This window comes from Streptomyces sp. 2A115 (assembly GCF_052245575.1).
GTDB lineage: Bacteria > Actinomycetota > Actinomycetes > Streptomycetales > Streptomycetaceae > Streptomyces.
Genome location: NZ_JBQQCG010000040.1, coordinates 17,869 through 34,784, shown reverse-complemented (window position 1 = coordinate 34,784; position 16,916 = coordinate 17,869). Strand labels below are relative to the sequence as shown.

The 16,916-nt window shown below is 68.6% G+C and carries 18 protein-coding genes and 1 pseudogene; 13 read left to right on the top strand and 6 right to left on the bottom strand.

What is annotated here, in order from left to right:
- Nucleotides 1-3 precede the first annotated feature (3 nt).
- On the top strand, nt 4-753 hold the full coding sequence (locus tag ACTWQR_RS30180) for an SDR family oxidoreductase (protein ID WP_443230360.1): 750 nt from the start codon (nt 4-6) through the stop codon (nt 751-753).
- The gene (locus tag ACTWQR_RS30175) at nt 750-1,262 is read left to right on the top strand and encodes an MFS transporter (RefSeq protein ID WP_443230359.1); all 513 of its coding nucleotides are present in this window, start codon (nt 750-752) and stop codon (nt 1,260-1,262) included. The genes ACTWQR_RS30180 and ACTWQR_RS30175 overlap by 4 nt, the downstream gene beginning before the upstream one ends.
- A 52-nt stretch (nt 1,263-1,314) precedes the next feature.
- Here the strand turns inward: ACTWQR_RS30175 and ACTWQR_RS30170 are convergent, their stop codons facing one another.
- Nucleotides 1,315-2,040 (bottom strand): SDR family NAD(P)-dependent oxidoreductase, encoded by a 726-nt coding sequence (locus ACTWQR_RS30170; RefSeq protein WP_443230358.1) that lies wholly within the window; start codon nt 2,038-2,040, stop codon nt 1,315-1,317.
- Between the two features lie 597 nt (nt 2,041-2,637).
- Here ACTWQR_RS30170 and ACTWQR_RS30165 point away from each other — a divergent pair.
- The 4 genes from ACTWQR_RS30165 to ACTWQR_RS30150 all read left to right on the top strand — a co-directional run bounded on the left by ACTWQR_RS30165 (nt 2,638) and on the right by ACTWQR_RS30150 (nt 6,016).
- Nucleotides 2,638-3,453 (top strand): oxidoreductase, encoded by an 816-nt coding sequence (locus ACTWQR_RS30165; RefSeq protein WP_443230357.1) that lies wholly within the window; start codon nt 2,638-2,640, stop codon nt 3,451-3,453.
- 71 nt (nt 3,454-3,524) lie between these two features.
- Nucleotides 3,525-3,707, top strand: coding sequence for a hypothetical protein (locus tag ACTWQR_RS30160; protein WP_443230356.1), 183 nt, complete (start codon nt 3,525-3,527; stop codon nt 3,705-3,707).
- 717 nt (nt 3,708-4,424) lie between these two features.
- Nucleotides 4,425-5,609: a serine hydrolase gene (locus ACTWQR_RS30155; protein ID WP_443230355.1), complete on the top strand. Its 1,185-nt coding sequence runs from the start codon at nt 4,425-4,427 to the stop codon at nt 5,607-5,609.
- Between the two features lie 104 nt (nt 5,610-5,713).
- Complete coding sequence (locus ACTWQR_RS30150; RefSeq protein WP_443230354.1) at nt 5,714-6,016, top strand: hypothetical protein; 303 nt, start codon at nt 5,714-5,716, stop codon at nt 6,014-6,016.
- Nucleotides 6,017-6,369: 353 nt separating this feature from the next.
- Here the strand turns inward: ACTWQR_RS30150 and ACTWQR_RS30145 are convergent, their stop codons facing one another.
- Complete coding sequence (locus ACTWQR_RS30145) at nt 6,370-7,074, bottom strand: SDR family NAD(P)-dependent oxidoreductase (RefSeq protein WP_443230353.1); 705 nt, start codon at nt 7,072-7,074, stop codon at nt 6,370-6,372.
- A gap of 407 nt (nt 7,075-7,481) precedes the next feature.
- Here ACTWQR_RS30145 and ACTWQR_RS30140 point away from each other — a divergent pair, with 407 nt between their 5' ends.
- The 3 genes from ACTWQR_RS30140 to ACTWQR_RS30130 are packed head-to-tail and all read left to right on the top strand — an operon-like array spanning nt 7,482 to nt 9,174.
- Nucleotides 7,482-7,679: a hypothetical protein gene (locus ACTWQR_RS30140; protein ID WP_443230352.1), complete on the top strand. Its 198-nt coding sequence runs from the start codon at nt 7,482-7,484 to the stop codon at nt 7,677-7,679.
- 30 nt (nt 7,680-7,709) lie between these two features.
- Nucleotides 7,710-8,327 carry a dihydrofolate reductase family protein gene (locus ACTWQR_RS30135; protein ID WP_443230351.1) on the top strand — a complete coding sequence of 206 codons (618 nt, stop codon included), beginning with the start codon at nt 7,710-7,712 and terminating at the stop codon, nt 8,325-8,327.
- 4 nt (nt 8,328-8,331) lie between these two features.
- Complete coding sequence (locus ACTWQR_RS30130) at nt 8,332-9,174, top strand: alpha/beta fold hydrolase (RefSeq protein WP_443230350.1); 843 nt, start codon at nt 8,332-8,334, stop codon at nt 9,172-9,174.
- 201 nt (nt 9,175-9,375) lie between these two features.
- Here ACTWQR_RS30130 and ACTWQR_RS30125 read toward each other — a convergent pair whose 3' ends face one another.
- Complete coding sequence (locus tag ACTWQR_RS30125) at nt 9,376-10,191, bottom strand: SAM-dependent methyltransferase (protein ID WP_443230349.1); 816 nt, start codon at nt 10,189-10,191, stop codon at nt 9,376-9,378.
- Between the two features lie 374 nt (nt 10,192-10,565).
- Entirely contained in the window at nt 10,566-11,486 is a 921-nt protein-coding gene (locus ACTWQR_RS30120) for a LysR family transcriptional regulator (RefSeq protein WP_443230348.1), read from the bottom strand.
- 98 nt (nt 11,487-11,584) lie between these two features.
- On the opposite strand from ACTWQR_RS30120, the gene ACTWQR_RS30115 reads away from it, so the two are divergent.
- Nucleotides 11,585-12,076: a GNAT family N-acetyltransferase gene (locus ACTWQR_RS30115; RefSeq protein WP_443230347.1), complete on the top strand. Its 492-nt coding sequence runs from the start codon at nt 11,585-11,587 to the stop codon at nt 12,074-12,076.
- Nucleotides 12,077-12,116: 40 nt separating this feature from the next.
- On the opposite strand, the pseudogene ACTWQR_RS30110 reads toward ACTWQR_RS30115, so the two are convergent.
- Nucleotides 12,117-12,418, bottom strand: a pseudogene (locus ACTWQR_RS30110) (IS3 family transposase); the annotation flags it as partial.
- A 304-nt stretch (nt 12,419-12,722) separates the two neighbouring features.
- Nucleotides 12,723-13,406 carry a TetR/AcrR family transcriptional regulator C-terminal domain-containing protein gene (locus tag ACTWQR_RS30105; protein ID WP_443230346.1) on the bottom strand — a complete coding sequence of 228 codons (684 nt, stop codon included), beginning with the start codon at nt 13,404-13,406 and terminating at the stop codon, nt 12,723-12,725.
- 97 nt (nt 13,407-13,503) lie between these two features.
- Between ACTWQR_RS30105 and ACTWQR_RS30100 the strand changes: the two genes are divergently transcribed.
- The 3 genes from ACTWQR_RS30100 to ACTWQR_RS30090 all read left to right on the top strand — a co-directional run bounded on the left by ACTWQR_RS30100 (nt 13,504) and on the right by ACTWQR_RS30090 (nt 16,783).
- Entirely contained in the window at nt 13,504-14,220 is a 717-nt protein-coding gene (locus ACTWQR_RS30100; RefSeq protein ID WP_443230345.1) for an NAD(P)-dependent oxidoreductase, read from the top strand.
- A gap of 1,284 nt (nt 14,221-15,504) precedes the next feature.
- A complete protein-coding gene (locus ACTWQR_RS30095) occupies nt 15,505-16,332 on the top strand; it encodes a class I SAM-dependent methyltransferase (RefSeq protein ID WP_443230344.1) in 828 nt (275 codons plus the stop codon).
- 43 nt (nt 16,333-16,375) lie between these two features.
- On the top strand, nt 16,376-16,783 hold the full coding sequence (locus ACTWQR_RS30090) for a hypothetical protein (RefSeq protein WP_443230343.1): 408 nt from the start codon (nt 16,376-16,378) through the stop codon (nt 16,781-16,783).
- Nucleotides 16,784-16,916 lie beyond the last annotated feature (133 nt).

Below are 16,916 nucleotides of genomic sequence, written 5' to 3'. Positions count from 1 at the left end.
AGCATGAAGACAGTTCTGATCACTGGTGCCTCATCCGGATACGGGCGGGAGACCGCCCTCTACTTCCACTCGCAGGGGTGGAATGTCATCGCCACGATGCGCACGCCGCGTGCGGGCGTCCTGCCCGAGTCGGAACGGCTCAACGTCGTCGAGCTCGACGTGACCAAGCCCGAGACCATCACCGCCGCGTTCGAGGCAGCCGGGCCCATCGACGTCCTGGTCAACAACGCGGGCGTCCCATCGATCAGCGTGTTCGAGGGCACCCCCATGGCCCGAGTGCGGGAAGTCTTCGAAATCAACACGTTCGGCGTGATGGCGACGACGCAGGGGGTGCTGCCCCAGTTCCGCGAGCGCGGCTCCGGCGTGGTGGTCAACGTGACCTCCAGCGTGGTGCTGGGCCACATGCCGCTCTCGGCCGTCTACAAGGCGAGCAAGATGGCCATCGAGGGGTTCACCGCTTCCCTCGCGCTCGAGCTCGCGCCCTTCGGTGTGCAGGCGAAGACGGTCGAGCCGGGCGCCTGCCTGACGACGAACTTCGCGGCCAACGCGACGAAGGGCGCCTCGCTGGACGAGCTGGTCCCGGCTCCCTACGCGCCATGGGCGAAGAAGGCCATGGGCGACTTCACGGGCCAGGACCTGTTCACCAAGGAGAGCGACGTCGCCGAGACGGTGTGGCGGGCCGTGCACGACACGACCGGCCAGCTGCGATTCCCGGCCGGTCCCGACGCGGTCTGGCTCGCCCAGGCGAAGTGATCAGCCTGGCCGGCAGCGCCGCGGCACCCGATCTCGCCGCGCTGCTTGGCGCGTTCGCGCTGGTCGGGGTGACCACGGCAGCCGGGCAACTGCTGGTCCCGCTCACGGGTGAACTGGCCCGTGATGACCAGCGGGGCCGGGTCGTTGGTACCGTCGCCTCCGGGATGATCATCGGGATCCTCGTGTCGCGGGCGATCAGCTGCCTGGTCGCCGACGCGTTCGGCCGACGCGCGGTCTACGTGATGGCCGCCGTGCTCATGGTGGTCCTGGCCGCCGCCCTGGCATGGGTGCTGCCGGCGCTCCCGCCCCGGGCCTCGGCCGGCTACGGAGCACTGCTGGCGTCGGCGCGGCGGGTGGGCCCCCGTGATGACCGGCGCCGCCGTCCTGGTCGCCATCGCGCTGATCGTCTGGGCACTCGCGCGGCGGATGCTGACCGTAGCCCGACTCCACCAGCGACGTCACCCTTCACGCGGGAGCGCGGCGGCCCCACCAGGTCTGTTCTGCCCTGACGGGCTCCACGTCGACGACGTGGAGCCCCTCAACGCTGCCGCCAGTGACCGCTCAAAGTGCGGCGTCCGTCTCCTCGGTGAGCGTCTGTAGGAGGTGGTCCTGGAACGTCTGGTCGTTCACTGCGGGGTGCGGCTGTTGACGTTGGCGGTGATGCCAGTACCCGCCGGTGGTCAGGGCCTCGGGTTCATCGCTGGAGGCGAGCCACTCCTGCGTCCGATGACCGAGCTCAAGGTCGTCCGGTGCGCCCGGCCCGCCCATCCTCGTCGGCACCCAGCCCGGGTCCACGGCGTTGCTCAGCACCCCGGGGCGCAGGCGGGCCACCGCGGCCGCGAGCGTCGTGACGAACAGCTTGCTGTCGGAGTACGAGCCCGCGCTCTCGCCCCGCCACTGGACCCCGTCGAGCGCGGGATGCCCGCCGAAATGCGAGCTGCTGCTCAGATACACCAGCCGGCGCGGCCCGCGCAGCAGGGCGGTCAGCAGATACGGCGCGATGATGTTGACCGGCATGACCGCCGGTCCGCTCCACACACCGGCGTTGTGGATGACCGCATCAAGTGGCTCAGCGTCGTTCAGCTCCGCGGCGATGCGCCGTACGGCGTCACGCTCCGCGAAGTCGCCCACCACCATGTGTGCCCCACGGTCGACCAGCGCTTCGAGGCCCGCCGCGCGCTCGCGGTTGCGGGCGTGCACCACCACGTCGTGTCCCGCGGACAAGAGTGAGTCCGCCGCAGCACGTCCCAGGCCGTCCGCGGAACCGGTCACCAGGATCCGACTCACGAACGCACCGCCTCTTCGGGGTATGCATCAGCGCGCACGGCACTCGAGCTCAAAGGCGTGGCGTGTTCCGGGCGTTCTCGCGCGCCGTCGCGCACATCGCCGCCGCGATGCATGACTGCTCCTGGCATGGGGGTGTTTCCTTCCGTTCGTTCTGGCCCGCCCGGGTTCGGTCAGTCTCCGGGAAGCACGGCGGCCGCCGAGTGGGCGACGCTCGGTGGCTGTCGTGCCGGGAGGGTCCCGACAGCTCCTTGCCCGATGCTCAGCCGGAAAAGACTTGCTTCGCGGATGTGATCGCGGTTATTTGCGATGCATGCAGGACCGGAGCTTGCGGTTCGCCGGCGCGGTAGCCAGGCAGGCATTTGAGGAGAAACATCAGAAAAGTGAACAAAGAGAGACTATGCGCAGACGTCAGCCGGCGGTTCCGGCTCGTTGTCTGCTCATGGTCTTCCCCCTACCGCATCCCACGTTTCCCGGACCTTTCTCGAATCGCCGGACGTGACCGCTTGCCATCGGTCGACGACCACTCTATTGTCGTACGAACGTAAGGCATACGAACGTAAGACATACTGGCGTAGTCCAAAACCAAGGGAGCTCGTGATGGCGACAACTCGGCCGGTGGTACTCGTGACAGGTGCCTCGTCAGGAGTCGGCAAGGAGACGGCCCGCGCCTTCGCCACGGCGGGCTTCGAGGTGATCGGAACCGCTCGCAACACCGCGCGGGTCACCGCGCCCGCCGGGGTGACCTACCTCGACCTCGACGTGACCAGCGACGAATCGGTCGCCTCCGTGGTCAAGCAGGTGATCGACCGCTTCGGGCGCATCGACGTCCTGGTCAACAATGCCGGCGTCGGCGCCAACGGCGCCGCCGAGGAGTTCTCCGTCGCCCGGACGCACGAGGTCTTCGACGTCAACGTCTACGGCATCATGCGGATGACCAAGGCGGTTCTGCCGCACATGCGCACTCAACGGCGCGGACGCGTCATCAACGTCTCCTCCCTCAGCGGGTTCGTCCCCAGCCCGTTCATGGCCATCTACACCTCGACCAAGCACGCGGTCGAGGGCTACTCCGGGTCGCTGGACCACGAGGTCCGCGAGCACGGCGTCCGGATCCTGCTCGTCGAGCCCGGCCCGATCAACACCCCGTTCGGGGACCACAGCGTGCAGGGCGACACCCCATTGCCGCTCTACGCGTCGGGACGGCGCACCTTCGACGAGGTGCTGGCGAAAAACCTCAGCAGCGGCGACGATCCTGCCACCGTGGCCAAGGTGATCGTCGCGGCGGCCACCGACAAGAACCCGAAACTGCGGCGCACCGCCGGCTCGACGGCCGCCGGCATCAGCGTGTTCCACCGCGTCCTTCCGGCCCGGATCTTCGACCGCATCGTCCGCAGGTTCAACCGGATGTCGAACTGACGCTCACCTTTCGCGTCCCCGAACCCGCCCGAAAGCGACGACACGTCGTCGACGAGGTGACAGCGGATGCGATGAAGGACGGCGATGACCCCGCCGTCGTCGCCGAAACGATCGTCACCGCGGCCACCGACAAGAAGCCGAAGCTGCGCTACACCGCAGGCCCGCTGGCCTCACGCGTCACCACGGCCCGCCGCCTCGTCCCCGCCGGAACGTTCGACAAGCAGATCCGCAAGAACAACCGCCTGCCCACCTGACCCCCCGGCGGGCCGCAAGGGCGCCGATTCCGCCCGAGTGCCTCTGATGTACCCGACATCACTGGGATGTACCGGACATCACTGGCATCCCCGATGTTCCCGAAAGCCCACTGATCAGTAACTCGTTGATTCACCGAGGAGAGTCATGCAGCAACGCGAGCACACGGCCCGGCGCGGTGCTTCGAGCGCAAGGCGTTTTCTGAAGAGGAACGTCGGTATCGCGCTGGCGGCAGGCCGGCCGCGACAGGGCGGAAGTGGGCTGCGTTCGACCTCGCTCCCGAGATCGCCGCGGCGCTGGGCGCCAGTCCGCTCACGTTGACGGCAGATACGCCGGTGCACGGCTCTGGCGTTCTTGCCCTCACCCCAGCACGTCCAGGACTGCATCCGATGCTGCTGCCACAGGCGTTGAGGCCGGTCCTGCCACCTGAGGGAGCCGGAGGATCCGGCAGTTATGGAACACCGGCCCAGACGTAGCCCGCGGCTGCAGGTGTTCCACAACCCGCACCGGGCCACGGGCACAGTTCCCGGGCTTCGCCAATACCCCGGGTCAAAGCCCGTCTCAGAAAGAGCCGAGGTTAAAAATCAAGATAGGGCGTGTATCGAATGTGCTGGTGCCAGGAAGGTCGTCCGTGTGCGGGACGGGTCAGGGTGTGATCGGGGATCGCTCCGGGATGAACCCCGATGTTCGGGCGCGTGGCCGCTGACAGCGTGAGGGGCATGACCTCAACTCGCATGTCACGGAGGGCCTTCGCGGGCGCCACCCTATTAGGGACGGCTGCGCTGGTCACCACCGCCGCGCTGCCCGCGCACCGCGCCAACGCCTCGTCCGCACCGCTCCCCCCGCTGGATCCCACTGCCCTGCGGGCGGCGGTCGACGACCTGGAGCACCCGCCGTCGACCGCGGCCCAGCTGCGAGTCGGCGGCACGGCCGGCCACTGGCGCGGCACCTCGGGCGTGGCCGACATCAACACGCAGCGCCCGGTGACGGCACATGACAAGATCCGGATCGGCAGCATCACCAAGGTCTTCGTCGCCACGGTGGTGCTGCAACTGGTAGCGGAGGGCCGGGTCGACCTGGAGGCGCCGGTGCAGCGTGTCCTGCCGGGGCTGCTGCCAGCCCGCTTCGCGACTGTCACCGTGGCACACCTGCTGAACCACACCAGCGGACTGCCCGACCACGTCGGCATCCCGGAGCCGGAGACCGCAGAGGAGGTGTTCCGCCACCGCTTCGACCACTGGACGCCGCAGGAGTGGGTGGCGACGGCGACCCACGGGCCGCTGAAGTTCGCCCCGGGCACCCGGCAGGAATACCGCGGCGTCAACTACGTACTGGCCGCACTGATCATCGACAAGGTGACCGGCCGCCCTTACGGGGAAGCCGTCACGGACCGCATCCTGCGCCCGCTGGGGCTGGCGCGTACTGTCGTGCCCGGCGATGACCCGCGCATCCACGGTCGGCACGTGCGCGGCTATCTGCAGATGGCCGACGGCAGCCTGCGGGACATCACTGTCTACGACCAGTCGTCCTGCCGTGGCGAGGGCGACATGATCTCCACGACGAGCGAGGTCGACCGGATGCTTGCCGCGCTGTTCTCCGGCGAGTTACTCCCGCCCGAGTTGCTTCAGCTGATGTTGACGCTGCCGCCGAACGACGTGCGCATGCTGGACGGCTCGTCGGCCCGTTACAGCACAGGCCTGCAACAGGCCACCGTCAACGGCGTCACGTTCTGGGGCAAGACCGGCGAGACGTACGGCTACAAGAACGCCGTATTCTCCACTCGTGACCAGCGGCGCCGCTTCGTGCTCGCGTACCATCCGACGACCGCCCGCAACGGCGAGGAGAGCCAGATGATCGCCCGGGTCGCCGACCTCCTCACCCGCAGCCCGAGCGCTGAAGGCTAGGCGCCCTTGGGGGCTGTATCGGAGGTAGTGCTGTGCCCCGCCCCGCCTGGTCCGGCGCGATCAGCTTCGGCCGCTGGACAGAACACCTGATATGGAGTGGGTGTGTGTCGAGTGAGCGTGCGGGATCCTGCCCGTTCACGGGTGCGCCGGGCCTGGGCGGCGGTGCGAAGCCGGCGGGAGACGGCGCGTCGGGTTCGTCCGGCCGCATCGGCAGGGTGCCAGGGTTGCCGATGTGGCGGGATGTCGTAGATGACCGTGAAGGCGTCGACGCCTGCGGCGGGGGTGTAGCCGTCCCGGCCGTCCAGGAAAACCTCGCTGTACAGCGGCCGAAGACCATCGCCAAGGGGGCGCCGGTGTTCTGCTGTGCCCTCTGCAACAGATCGGCGGCCACGCTGAAGTCGTGGTAGGTCAGTCCCTCCTCGTCGCGCATGCGGGCCAGAAAGTCCTTGAACGCGTTGACGAGACGTACCGCACGGGGTTGATCAGTGCCCGGTCGACATAGGACGGGTCGGCGGTCGTGGTCATGAGGGTCTGCTCCTCGAAAAAGTGGGGGATCGGGCCGATGCGGCATCAGCAGGCCGAGGGCGTCAAGGAATGAGCCGCTCACGGGACTTGGTGGCCTCCATGCTGCCGGAGGTCGCTGACCGGGAGGCCGGCAGTGTCCAGCGCAACGGAACCCTTCTCCTTGATCGCGCCGCGGACCGGAACACCGCGGCGCGATCAGGGTTCGATGAGGCGGCGGCTACGGCTCGGTGCGCTGTCAGCCGCGGGGGAAGTCGTCGTCGATCTTGAAGACCAGCTCTGCCTTGTTTCGCTTGGTGGTGTGCAGCTCCCAGTAGAGGGGAGTGATCTGCTCGGGCCGGGCCGCCCTCACGCCGGGGATGACGGAGACGCCGATCGAGGAGTCGATGCCGACGTGGGCGGCCTGGATGCCGGTGCCGCTATCGGCCAGCTCCTTGTGCAGGTTCATCACCCAGTTGCGCAGCGCCGCGGCGGCGGCGTTCACGTTCGCGACCCGCGGGTCCGGCCAGATCGAGCCGGCGCCGGTGGTGTAGAGCAGGGTGCCCGCGCCGGCCTCGCGCATCGCGGGCAGCACCGCCTGTGTGGCGGCGATGGCCCCGTAGAGCTGGAAGTTCATCTCGAACTCCACGTCCGAGGGTTCGGTGGTGGCCGGAGCGGTCAGCGTGGTGACGCCGAACGTCCCCACCGGGGAGTACTCCAGGACGTCGATGCCGCCGAAGCGGATGGTGGCGTCCTTGAGGGCCTGGGTAAGCGCGTCGCGGTCGAGGACGTCCGCGGGGAACGCGGCGGCGGTGATGCCCTCGGCGGTGAGCTTGGCGACGAGGCCGTCGAGCTTCTCGCGGTTGCGGGAGATCAGGGCGACGTCGAAGCCCCGGGAGCCGAAGGTGCGGGCGATGGCCAGGCCCATCTGGGGGCCGGCTCCGACGATGGCGATGCTGGTCACAGCAAAATCCCTTCGGGGGAGAGGTGGCGCTGGAAGGCAAGAAGATCTGGATAGGCCTATCCGTTTCACTCTCGCCACCGTACCACGGAACTGGATAGGGCAATCCAATTGCCTGTCGCGTGGTGCCGGCCCTGGCGCCCGCCACCGCGACGATCCCGCAGCCACTGCGCCCGGCGACGCCGAAGACAACCGGACGCGGACCCTCGCCGCCGCTCGCGAAGGGCCGGATGCCCTACGTCCGCATCCCGAGGGAGCGAGATCCGGTGGCGGCTGCACGAGGTGCCGCCGGCGGAGGTCCGGGCCGCGGACCGGCTGGGCAGGTCCCGGTCGACGTTCGCGGGAATGGCTGCCGCCGAGGGCCGCCCGAAGGGAGCGGTGAGGTTCGCGGGCTGCGGGATCGCGTCCAGTTGGTCGGTGGTGAGCAGGCCGGCTTCGGCGGCGAGGTCTTTGATGGCGCGCCCGGTGGCCAGGGCCTGGCGGGCGAAGAGGAACTCGCAAAAGTGGCGGCCACCGGGGAAGAGGCCTTGCGCGAGGATCCGGTATGCCGTTTCGGGCGTCGTGTTATCGGGTTCACATCCGGCACACGCTTCATGCGTGAGCGATGAGTTTGGGCGGCGGATCGGGTCTGCCCTGGCATGACTCAAATCATCGCTGACATCTCCGTCTCCCTCGACGGCTTCGTCACCGGGCCCGACCCCGGCCCGGACAACGGTCTGGGCACCGGCGGCGAGGCCCTGCACACCTGGGCATTTTCCGACGACCCCGACGACCGCCGGTTCCTGCGCGAGGGGACCGCCCGCTCGGGCGCCGTCGTCCTCGGCCGCCACCTCTTCGACGTGGTCGACGGGCCGAACGGCTGGGACGACAAGACCGGCTACGGCGCCGGCGAGGTCGGCAAGCCCGCGTTCGTCGTCGTGACGAGCTCGCCGCCGCAATCGGTGCGGCTCACCGACCTCGACTGGACGTTTGTCACCACCGGTCTGCCCGACGCCGTCACCGTGGCGCGCGAGCGCGCCGAGGCGGCGTCGTCGGACAGCGGCAAGGACCTCGACGTCGTCCTCATGGGCGGCGGCGCCACGATCGGCTCGGCGCTCGACGCCGGGCTGGTCGATGTGTTGACGCTGCACCTCGCGCCCGTCGTACTGGGTGCCGGGACGCCACTGTTCACCGGAGGAGCGTCGCGCACGCTGGTGCAGCGGAGCGTGACCTCGACATCGACCGCGACGCACCTGACCTACGACGTCCTGAGGTGATGCGATGACCACCGTCAACGTCAATGAGATCGTCTTGGGCATCGAGTCGTTCGGTGACGACGACGCGCCACTCGTCCTGCTCGCGGGCGGGACGACGATGCTCTCCTGGCCCGACGCGCTGTGCGAGTGCCTCGCCGCCGGCGGGCGCCGCGTGGTGCGTTACGACCTACGCGACAGCGGAGAATCGACGACGACGGACCCGGAGGCGCCCGCCTACACCCTGCGCGACCTCGCCGCCGACGCGGCGGCCCTTGCTGACGCGCTCGGCGGTGGGCCCGCGCACCTCGCGGGGATCGGCGTCGGCGGGATGGTCGCCCAGGTGGCAGTCCTCGACCATCCGGGCGCGTTCTCGGCGCTCACCCTGGCCGGCACCCGCGCGGTTGCGCCCGGCCCACCCGACGACGACCTCCCCGACCATGACCAGGCGACGATGAGCCGGCTGTTCGCGCATCCGATGCCCGACTGGGCCGACCGCGAGGCGGTGGCGGAGTTCGCCGCCGCGGGCGCGGAGATCCTCGGCGACGACCCAGTCGCCGCACGGGCGATCGCCGCGCGCATCTGGGACCGCACGCCCGGCACCGTACCCCCGGTCCAGATGGCCAACCAGATGGGCATGGTGTTTTCCAGGCTCGACTGCAAACCCCGCTGGCGCGAGCGCCTGCCCGAGATCGAGATCCCCACGCTCGTCGTCCACGGCCGCCACGACTGGTTCTTCCCCGTCGGCAACGCCGAGGCGATCGCGCGCGAGATCCCCGGGGCGCGGTTGCTCGTCCTCAAGGAGGCCGCCACTGCGCTCCCCGATGCGGCGGTCGGCGAGGTCGCCGAGGCGATGCTCACGCTCGGGTAGAGGATGGCGTGTGCCGGGCGGGTATGGCGTCTGTGCAGCAGTGGGCGTCGGAGGCTCGACCCGGCCGCGCGTCCGCGATCGACGCCCGCGGATGATCGGCTTCACGGAGCAGTTCACCGACGGCTTTGATCAGCGGGTCTACACGGCCGTGGTCTACATCGACCATGAGGGACTGTCGTACGGCGGCTTCCCTCCCGTCAGTCACGCCTTCCGGGCGAGTCCGCCGTGCTCGGCGATGACCTCCGGGGTGGGCGAACCGGGCTCCGGGCGCCACTGTGTTACCGAGACGACGCCAGGTTCGAGGAGTTCCAAGCTGTCGAAGAACGTGGTGATCTCGTCGACGGTGCGCAGGTTGTACGGGACGGCGCCGCTGTTGTTGTAGGCGTCCTGGGCCTGTTTGAAGACCGGGTCGATGCCGCGTGACCCGTCGTTGATGGAGAGGTAACTGCCAGAGGGCAGGGCGTCCATCAGTCGGGTGACGATGGAGCGGGCCTGATCGTAGTCGGCGACGTGGCCCAGGATGTTGCTGAGGACGAGCGCGGTGGGGCGGCCGAAGTCCAGTGTTTCGGCGGCGGCCGCGAGGATGCGGTCCGGGTCCGTCACGTTGGCGTTGATGTAGGCGGTCGCGCCCTCGTCGGTGGAGTAGAGCAGGGCGCTGGCGTGGGCGAGGACCATCGGATCGTTGTCGACGTAGACGATCCGTGTCTCGGGGGCGAGCCCCTGAGCGACCTCGTGGGTGTTCTGAGCGGTCGGTAGGCCAGTGCCGATGTCCAGGAATTGCCGGATGCCTGCCTCGGAGACGAGATACGTGATGTTACGGCGCAGGAAGGCACGGCTGCGGCGGGCGATGGTGACGATGCCGGGGAAGACCGCGGTGTACGCGTCACCGGCCTCCTCGTCGACGGGATAGTTGTCCTTGCCGCCGAGCCAGTAGTTCCAGATGCGGGCGGAGTGCGGAACCGACGTGTCGATCTTCTGATGCTTCGCTGGTTCGGGCGTCGTCACATAGTCGGTCATAACTCGTGTCCGTCCTTCAACCGAGGCGTGGATCATTCACGGCACAACCTATGTCCGAACACCCGGCGTCTACCCACTAGTTCAGGTTTTCCGGCTGGTCGGTCCGCGACGCCTGGTCCCCGACCGACCCGAGCCGTTCCGCCGATCAAGCGCACAGGCACTCAGCAGCGCTGGTCGTGGGGAGGGCTGCAGGAAGTGCGAAGTACCCCCTGTAGCTGGAGGTGGGCGCCATGCCACGACGCGTCTGCGTCCGACAGGGGGCAGCTTCGGGTCATCGGCTGGGGCAGTTGCAGCGGAGGGTGCTTCAGGTCGCGGCGGATGAGGCTACGGGTGGTAGGTCGGTCGACCTTGCTTGGAGGCGATTGCTCCGCAGGTCAACGCGCTCTCGTCGGCCGGTCGTGGTCACGGCCTGTCATGGACTCAGATGCTGCCAGGAAGGCTTGCAGGAGGGGGCGGTCGTCTCCTCGGCGGGTGGCCATGAAGATCCGGCTCACTGTAGGAGGCCCGTCGAGTTCGAGTCTTCGTGCGCCTGCGGGGAGCAGCGTCGTGACGCTGTAGGGGGCGATGCTGACGCCGAGGCCGGCTGCGACGAACATGATGATGGTGTGCCAGTTCGAGCACTCCTGCGCGACCTGGACGTCTATGCCGGCGTTCCGTAACGGCTGCGTGTTCACGTCGAAAGCGTGAGTTCCCGCTGACCGCGGAAACAGGATCAGCGGGTCTGCGGCCAGCGCCCTTGCTTCCACATGGTCACTCCTTGCGGCGGGGTGCTCTGTGGGGATGACGGCGACGAACCGTTCCGATGTCAGTGGGGAAAGCTCGATGTCGTCTCGCTCCTCAGCGTCCCGCACGATCCCGACGTCGGCGGTGCCCCGCTCCAGGGCCGCCAGGACGTCGGTGGTGAAGCCGTCGTGCAGTTTGACCTGGACGTCCGGGCGGCGGCGGGAGAATTCACGGAGGTGTTCGCTGACGATCGCGGTGGCGGAGGTGATGAAGGCGACGTCCAGGCGGCCGGCCTCGCCGCGGCCGACACGGCCCGCCTCGTCGAGGTCGGCCGCCAGACGGTCCAGAAGGTTCCGGCCCCTTGGCTGGAACGCCGCTCCTGCCTCTGTGAGGTGGACACTGCGGGAGGTCCGCCGGAACAGCTCAACGCCGACGATCTTCTCAAGCTGTCTGATCTGCTGGGACAGGGCAGGCTGAGCGATGTGCAGGCGCTGGGCGGCGCGGCCGAAGTGCAGTTCCTCGGCCAGTGCCAGGAAGTACCGCAGATGGCGGAGCTCGATTCGCTGATCCATAACTTCAGCTTATCGATTGAGGCAAAGGCTTGTATTGGACATATAGGTGAGCGGGGCGGAGGCTACGGGGAGCCACATCAGAAAGGGAAACCCCTCTCATGCCGCACGCTTCTGCCCCTGCCATGGTCTCCTCGATCGGCTCGCCGAGTGACGCCGACGCGTTCTACGCGCTGAACGAGGAGTGGATCTCGCGCCTGTTCACCCTGCAGGAAGAGGACCGGGCCGTTCTCGGTGATCCGTTCGGCCGCATCGTGGGCCAGGGCGGCGACGTGCTCGTGGCGCGCGAGCCGGGCAGTGGCACCGTAGTCGGGTGCATCGCGCTTCTGGCTTATCCGGACGCCGTGTTCGAGCTGGCGAAAATGGCCGTGGCTCCCGCCGCGCAAGGACGCGGCATCGGCCGCCAACTCATAGCCGCGGCGATCGACCGCGCCCAGGCACTCGGTGGGGCCCGGCTGTTCCTCGGCACGAACACCAAGCTGGCCCCCGCCATTCACCTCTACGAGGACACGGGGTTCGTCAGGATCACCCGCGACCGTCTCCCAGTGGCCGACTATTACGCACGCGCCGACATCCTCATGGAACTGAAGTGATTCCCCGGCCGCGGGCCCGGAATCTGCCTCGCGGCACGACCGGCACCGGCGGGGCCGTCTTCTCCTGAATGGTCGTGCGCTTCTTGCGGCGCAGATGCCGCCCGACGATGCGGTTGATCCCCATCAGTCTGCTCCCTCGCTTGCGGTTGATCTTTCTCCCGCGGGAGCGGAGTTCGCCATGGACGCGCGGGGCGCCATAGACGCCCTGGTGGTCGGCATGGATCTGTCGGATCTCCGGCACCGTCCGCTCTTCCGCGACGGCTCGTCGAGGCGGGCGTCTGCCGTGGCCCGGTGCTGGTGGTAGCCGGAGCGCGTCGCACGCCCACGGACCAGCAGCCGTACGGGCGTTACCCGCGCGCCCTGGTCACGGCGGGAGCGGTGGGGCGAGGCCAAGCACCCCGTCCTGCGGCGCGGCGAGCTCACCGCCGACGCCTCGCCGGAGCCGGTGTACAAGGGCAGGCCCCTCAAGGTCACAGGCAAGCTGACCCGTGCGAACTGGGACAAGCGCACCTACGCCGGCTACGCCGCCGAGCCGGTGAAGCCGCTGGGGGCTGCGGCTGTCCGGGCGGCATTCTGCGCAAGGCGGCTGCTCGTGTGCTGCTGGGGGCGCGGGCAGTGCGGCGGCATCCGAGAGGCTGGCAATGAGTCAGGCGCTCGCGGGTTCGTCCGGGTGGAGGGCGTCGAGGATGAGGGTGAGGCCGAAGGTGAACTCGTCGGCGTAGTCGTAGCCAGGTTTGAGTACGTGCTCGGTGGCCAGCTCGGTGAGGTGGGGGTAGGCGTCGGCGGGCATCTCGCGCAGGATGGCGCCTGCGACCTCGTCCAGCTCCGCCGCGCCCGTGAAGGGCAGGCTCAGCTCCTGGAGCACGAACCCGTACAGGTAGCTGTCGATCAGCGAGACGGCGTGTGCGGCCATCGGGACGGAGAAGCCTCCGCCGCGCAACGCTCCGATGACGGCATCGTGGTGGCGCAGGGTCGCCGGGCCGGGGTGGGAACGGGAGTCCATGAGGCCGATGGCCCACGGGTGGCGCCTGAGGACGGCACGGGCGCCGACCGCGCGATGGCGCATGGCACTCTTCCAGTCCGTGTCGCGCGGCGGCAGGTCGATCTCGCCGAACACCGCGTCCACCATGCCGTCGAGGATGTCCTCCCTGCCCGCCACGTGGTGATAGAGCGACATCGCCTCGACTCCCAGCGGTTCGGCAACGGCCCGCATGGTGAGCGCGGCCGACCCCTTCTCGTCCGCCACCGTCACCGCCGTACGAATCACGCGCTCGCGACTGAGCGGGGTGCGCGCCGACGCCCCGCGCCGGCCCTTGCCTCCCTGGCGCATACGCCCCTCCTTTTCGCTCCCCTTGACGGCCTTACAGCATAAGGCTACCTTGCCTTACAACATAAGGTAAGCAGGCTGCCGGCGAAGGGGCTGTGCCATGGGCACGGATCGTGTGAAGAAGGTCTGCATCGTCGGGGCTTCGGGGAAGCTGGGGCAGTACATGGTCGGGCACGCGCTGGAACGCGGCTACGAGGTGGTCGGCGTGTGCCGGGAGCGCAGCGTGCCGAAGCTGGCCGCGTTCGAAGGCCGGATGACCGTTGTCCCCGGACCCACGAACGACCCGGAGGTGATCCGGCGGGCGGCCGCCGGGTGCGACGGGGTGTTGACGGTGCTGGCGCCCTGGGGTGTGCGGCAGTACGCGTCGGGCACGGCGCAGGCGGTGCTCGACCACGCACGGCCGGGCGCGCGCCTGGTCTTCTCCTGCGGCTGGCACATCACGCGCGACGGCAAGGACCAGTACTCGCGGATGTTCACCATGGGCGTCCGGATCGCCGCCGTGCTGGCCAAGCTCGTCCGCGCCGTCGAGATCGACGACCAGGTGGAGGCGTGCCGACGGGTGTTCGCCAGTGACACCCGGTGGACCGTGGTGCGCGGCAGCAGCCTGGAGGAGGGCGAAAGCCAGGGCCTGCCCGTGTGGAGCAGGCACGTGGGCGACCCGGTACTGGCCAGCAACCTGACACGCCGGGTGGACTTCGCGCTGTTCATGGTGGAAGCGCTCACCAACGACACGCTCGTCCAGGAGGCCCCGGCCATCGTCGGATGCCGAACCCCCAGCGCCCTCGCCCACACCGGCGGGCTCCACGACCACGCCTAGCCAGGCCGGGCAGGTTGTAGGTGCTGGGATGCGACAGAGGTCCGGGTGGAGACGGAGCGGTGGACCGCGTCCGTCTGATGGTGCCGACGGTCGCCTCGCACACGGCCACAATGGCGATGCCGGGCGGCGTCACATCCGCGAGGTTCCTGGACAGCCCGGGCCTCGTGCGGCTGTGGGCGGACAGTGCGTCCGCAATGGCCTCCTTGCGTCACTCTTCGCCACGGTTGTCGACGCCGTAGAAGGCGCAGGAGGCGTGCACAGCGCCTCGATCACCGCGGGCAGCGCCTCGTCCGGCAGTCCCTCAATGACGGTGAGTTGCGGCCACAGCGGGTACGTCCGGGCGTTTACCATCTTCGCCCTCCGGATCGCGACACCGTGTGACCGGCGGGTCACTGCATGGCTTGACGTGGAACTGCGTTATATGCCGTCAGCTACTGCCGTGGCGCCCTCCTCGGGAGGCCTGGAGAGTGAACACGGCTGACCACACGATGAGTTGGTGAAAGGCGGGTATTTCTTGCGGGACGACAGGCGGCAGATTCGGACGGCGGTTCTGGCAGCGCGGACTCGGAGGAACCGTTGATGCTCCCGCTGGAGGCGATCGAGCTGGACGCGTTCCGTCACCGGCACGAGCACGACACGTATGGTGCGGGCGGCTGCGGTGGCCGGCTGACGACCAAGCTGTACACCGATCTTCTCTGATGCGGTGAAAGGAGCTGGGCCTCCCGCTCCTGCCGGGTGCGCAGGATGCTCGGCTGAGGCAGAAGTCCGAACTCGGGGAGGCCCTCGATGGGCTTCACCGTACGACGGTGTGCAGTGGGAGGGGATGGGGACCTGCACCGGCGGCGCTCGGTCCTGGTCCGCATGGCAGCGGACAGGCGTCAGCTGGGGAAACGGTCCGTTTCAACAACGACCCGGCCCGGCTCAAGCGGGAGATCGCCAAGGCCGGTCCGCGCGCGAGATGGTACTGGAGGCGACTCTCGGCTGGTACTGGGCCGTTGACGTCCTCACCGAGGCCGGGCCCAAGGTTCGCCTCGCCCACCCATTGAGGGTGAAGACGTTTACGTACCGCCGGGTCAAGAACGATGAGTGAGACGCCGCCGACCTGGCCGACCTGCTGCGGCTGGGCCGACTGCCGGAAGCCTGGCCGGCACCGCCCAAGACGCGGGAGCTGCGGGAACTGGTGCTGGGCAGGCACAAGCAGGGATGAACTACGGCGGCAGCGCGTCAGCGGCCGCCGGCAAAGCAGTGGCGTCTCCATGGGCGAGCCTCATAGGTTGTGCGCTCGTGACTGACGACCCGAAGACGCGCCAGAATCCCCACAACCTTGGCCGGGTATTCAACGAGGTGCCGGAGCTCTACGACCGGGTCCGGCCGGGGTACCCCGACGAGCTGTTCGCGGACCTTGTCGCCATCACCGGCACGGACGCAGAGTCGTTGGTGCTGGAGGTGGGCTGCGGTACCGGTCAGGCGACGCGCTCGCTGGCAGCGCTCGGATGCTCAGTGACCGCCATCGAGCCTGGCGCGGAGATGGCCGCACTTGCTCGCCACCGGATCGCCTCCTTGCGCAACGTCGAAGTTGAGACGTCGACATTCGAGGAGTGGGACGACCGCGGTCGGCGCTTCGATGTACTCGTGGCTGCGTCGTCGTGGCACTGGGTCGACCCGTTGACGGGCTGGCAGCGAGCGCACGACGTGCTCTCTCCCGGGGGTTGGATGGCGCTGCTCGGCCACGTCGTTGTCCGCCTGCCGGGAGAGCCGGAGGTGTATGCCGAGACCGCCGATCTCCACGAGCGGTTCTGCCCCGGGAACCCCGGCTGGGGTCATCCACCGCTGGAGGACGATGTGCGAACCACCGACGAGGGGTGGGGCCTGGTCGACGATCCCGGTGGATTGTTCGGCCCCACGATCGTGCGCTGGTATCCAACCGTTCAGTGGTTCAACGGGGACGGTTTTGCCGACTTCCTTCGATCGCAGTCGCTGTATCGAAGGCTCGACCGGGATGTCCGTGAGCCTCTGCTCGACGCCATCGCCGAGCGCATCCGCACGCGGATGGGCGATCGAGCATCACGCCGTTATCTGAGCGTCCTGCGTGTCGGACAGCGTGCCGAGTGAGACCAGGCACCGATCTCCCACGACCACACCGGAGAGTCCCACGATGGCCACTGACCGCGACGCCGAACGCGACGCCATCACCGCGGCGATCCAGCGGCTGCTCGACGGCCGTCCAACCCGGTCCACCGGGGCGCTCACCACGCTGCAACTCGCCGCCGAGGCAGGGGTCAAACGCTGGGTCCTCACGCACCAACACGTTGAGCTGAAGGAAGAATTCACCCGCCGAAAGTCCGAGGCGAACGGCATCCCGCCCGCGTTCCAGCGTCTGCACGCCCGCGCAGCAGACGCCAAAGCGACCGCCCGCGCACTGCAGCAGGACAACGATGGGCTCCGCGAGCGCGTCGCCGTCTGTGCCCAGGTCATCCACGAACTGCGCACCGAGCTGGACCGGCGCACCGACAACAGCACCCAGCGCAGCCCCGTCCGGAGCCTCCCTACCAGCATCACCTGACGCGCGAGGCGGTCGCGGCGCTGACCGTTTCCCCAGCCTGGTCCGTGTCCTCCGGAACGACCCTCAATAAATATGAATAAGTGAAGCAATCTGGCAGACCAGGCAGATCCACTGCTCACGGAAGTCTCCCGCC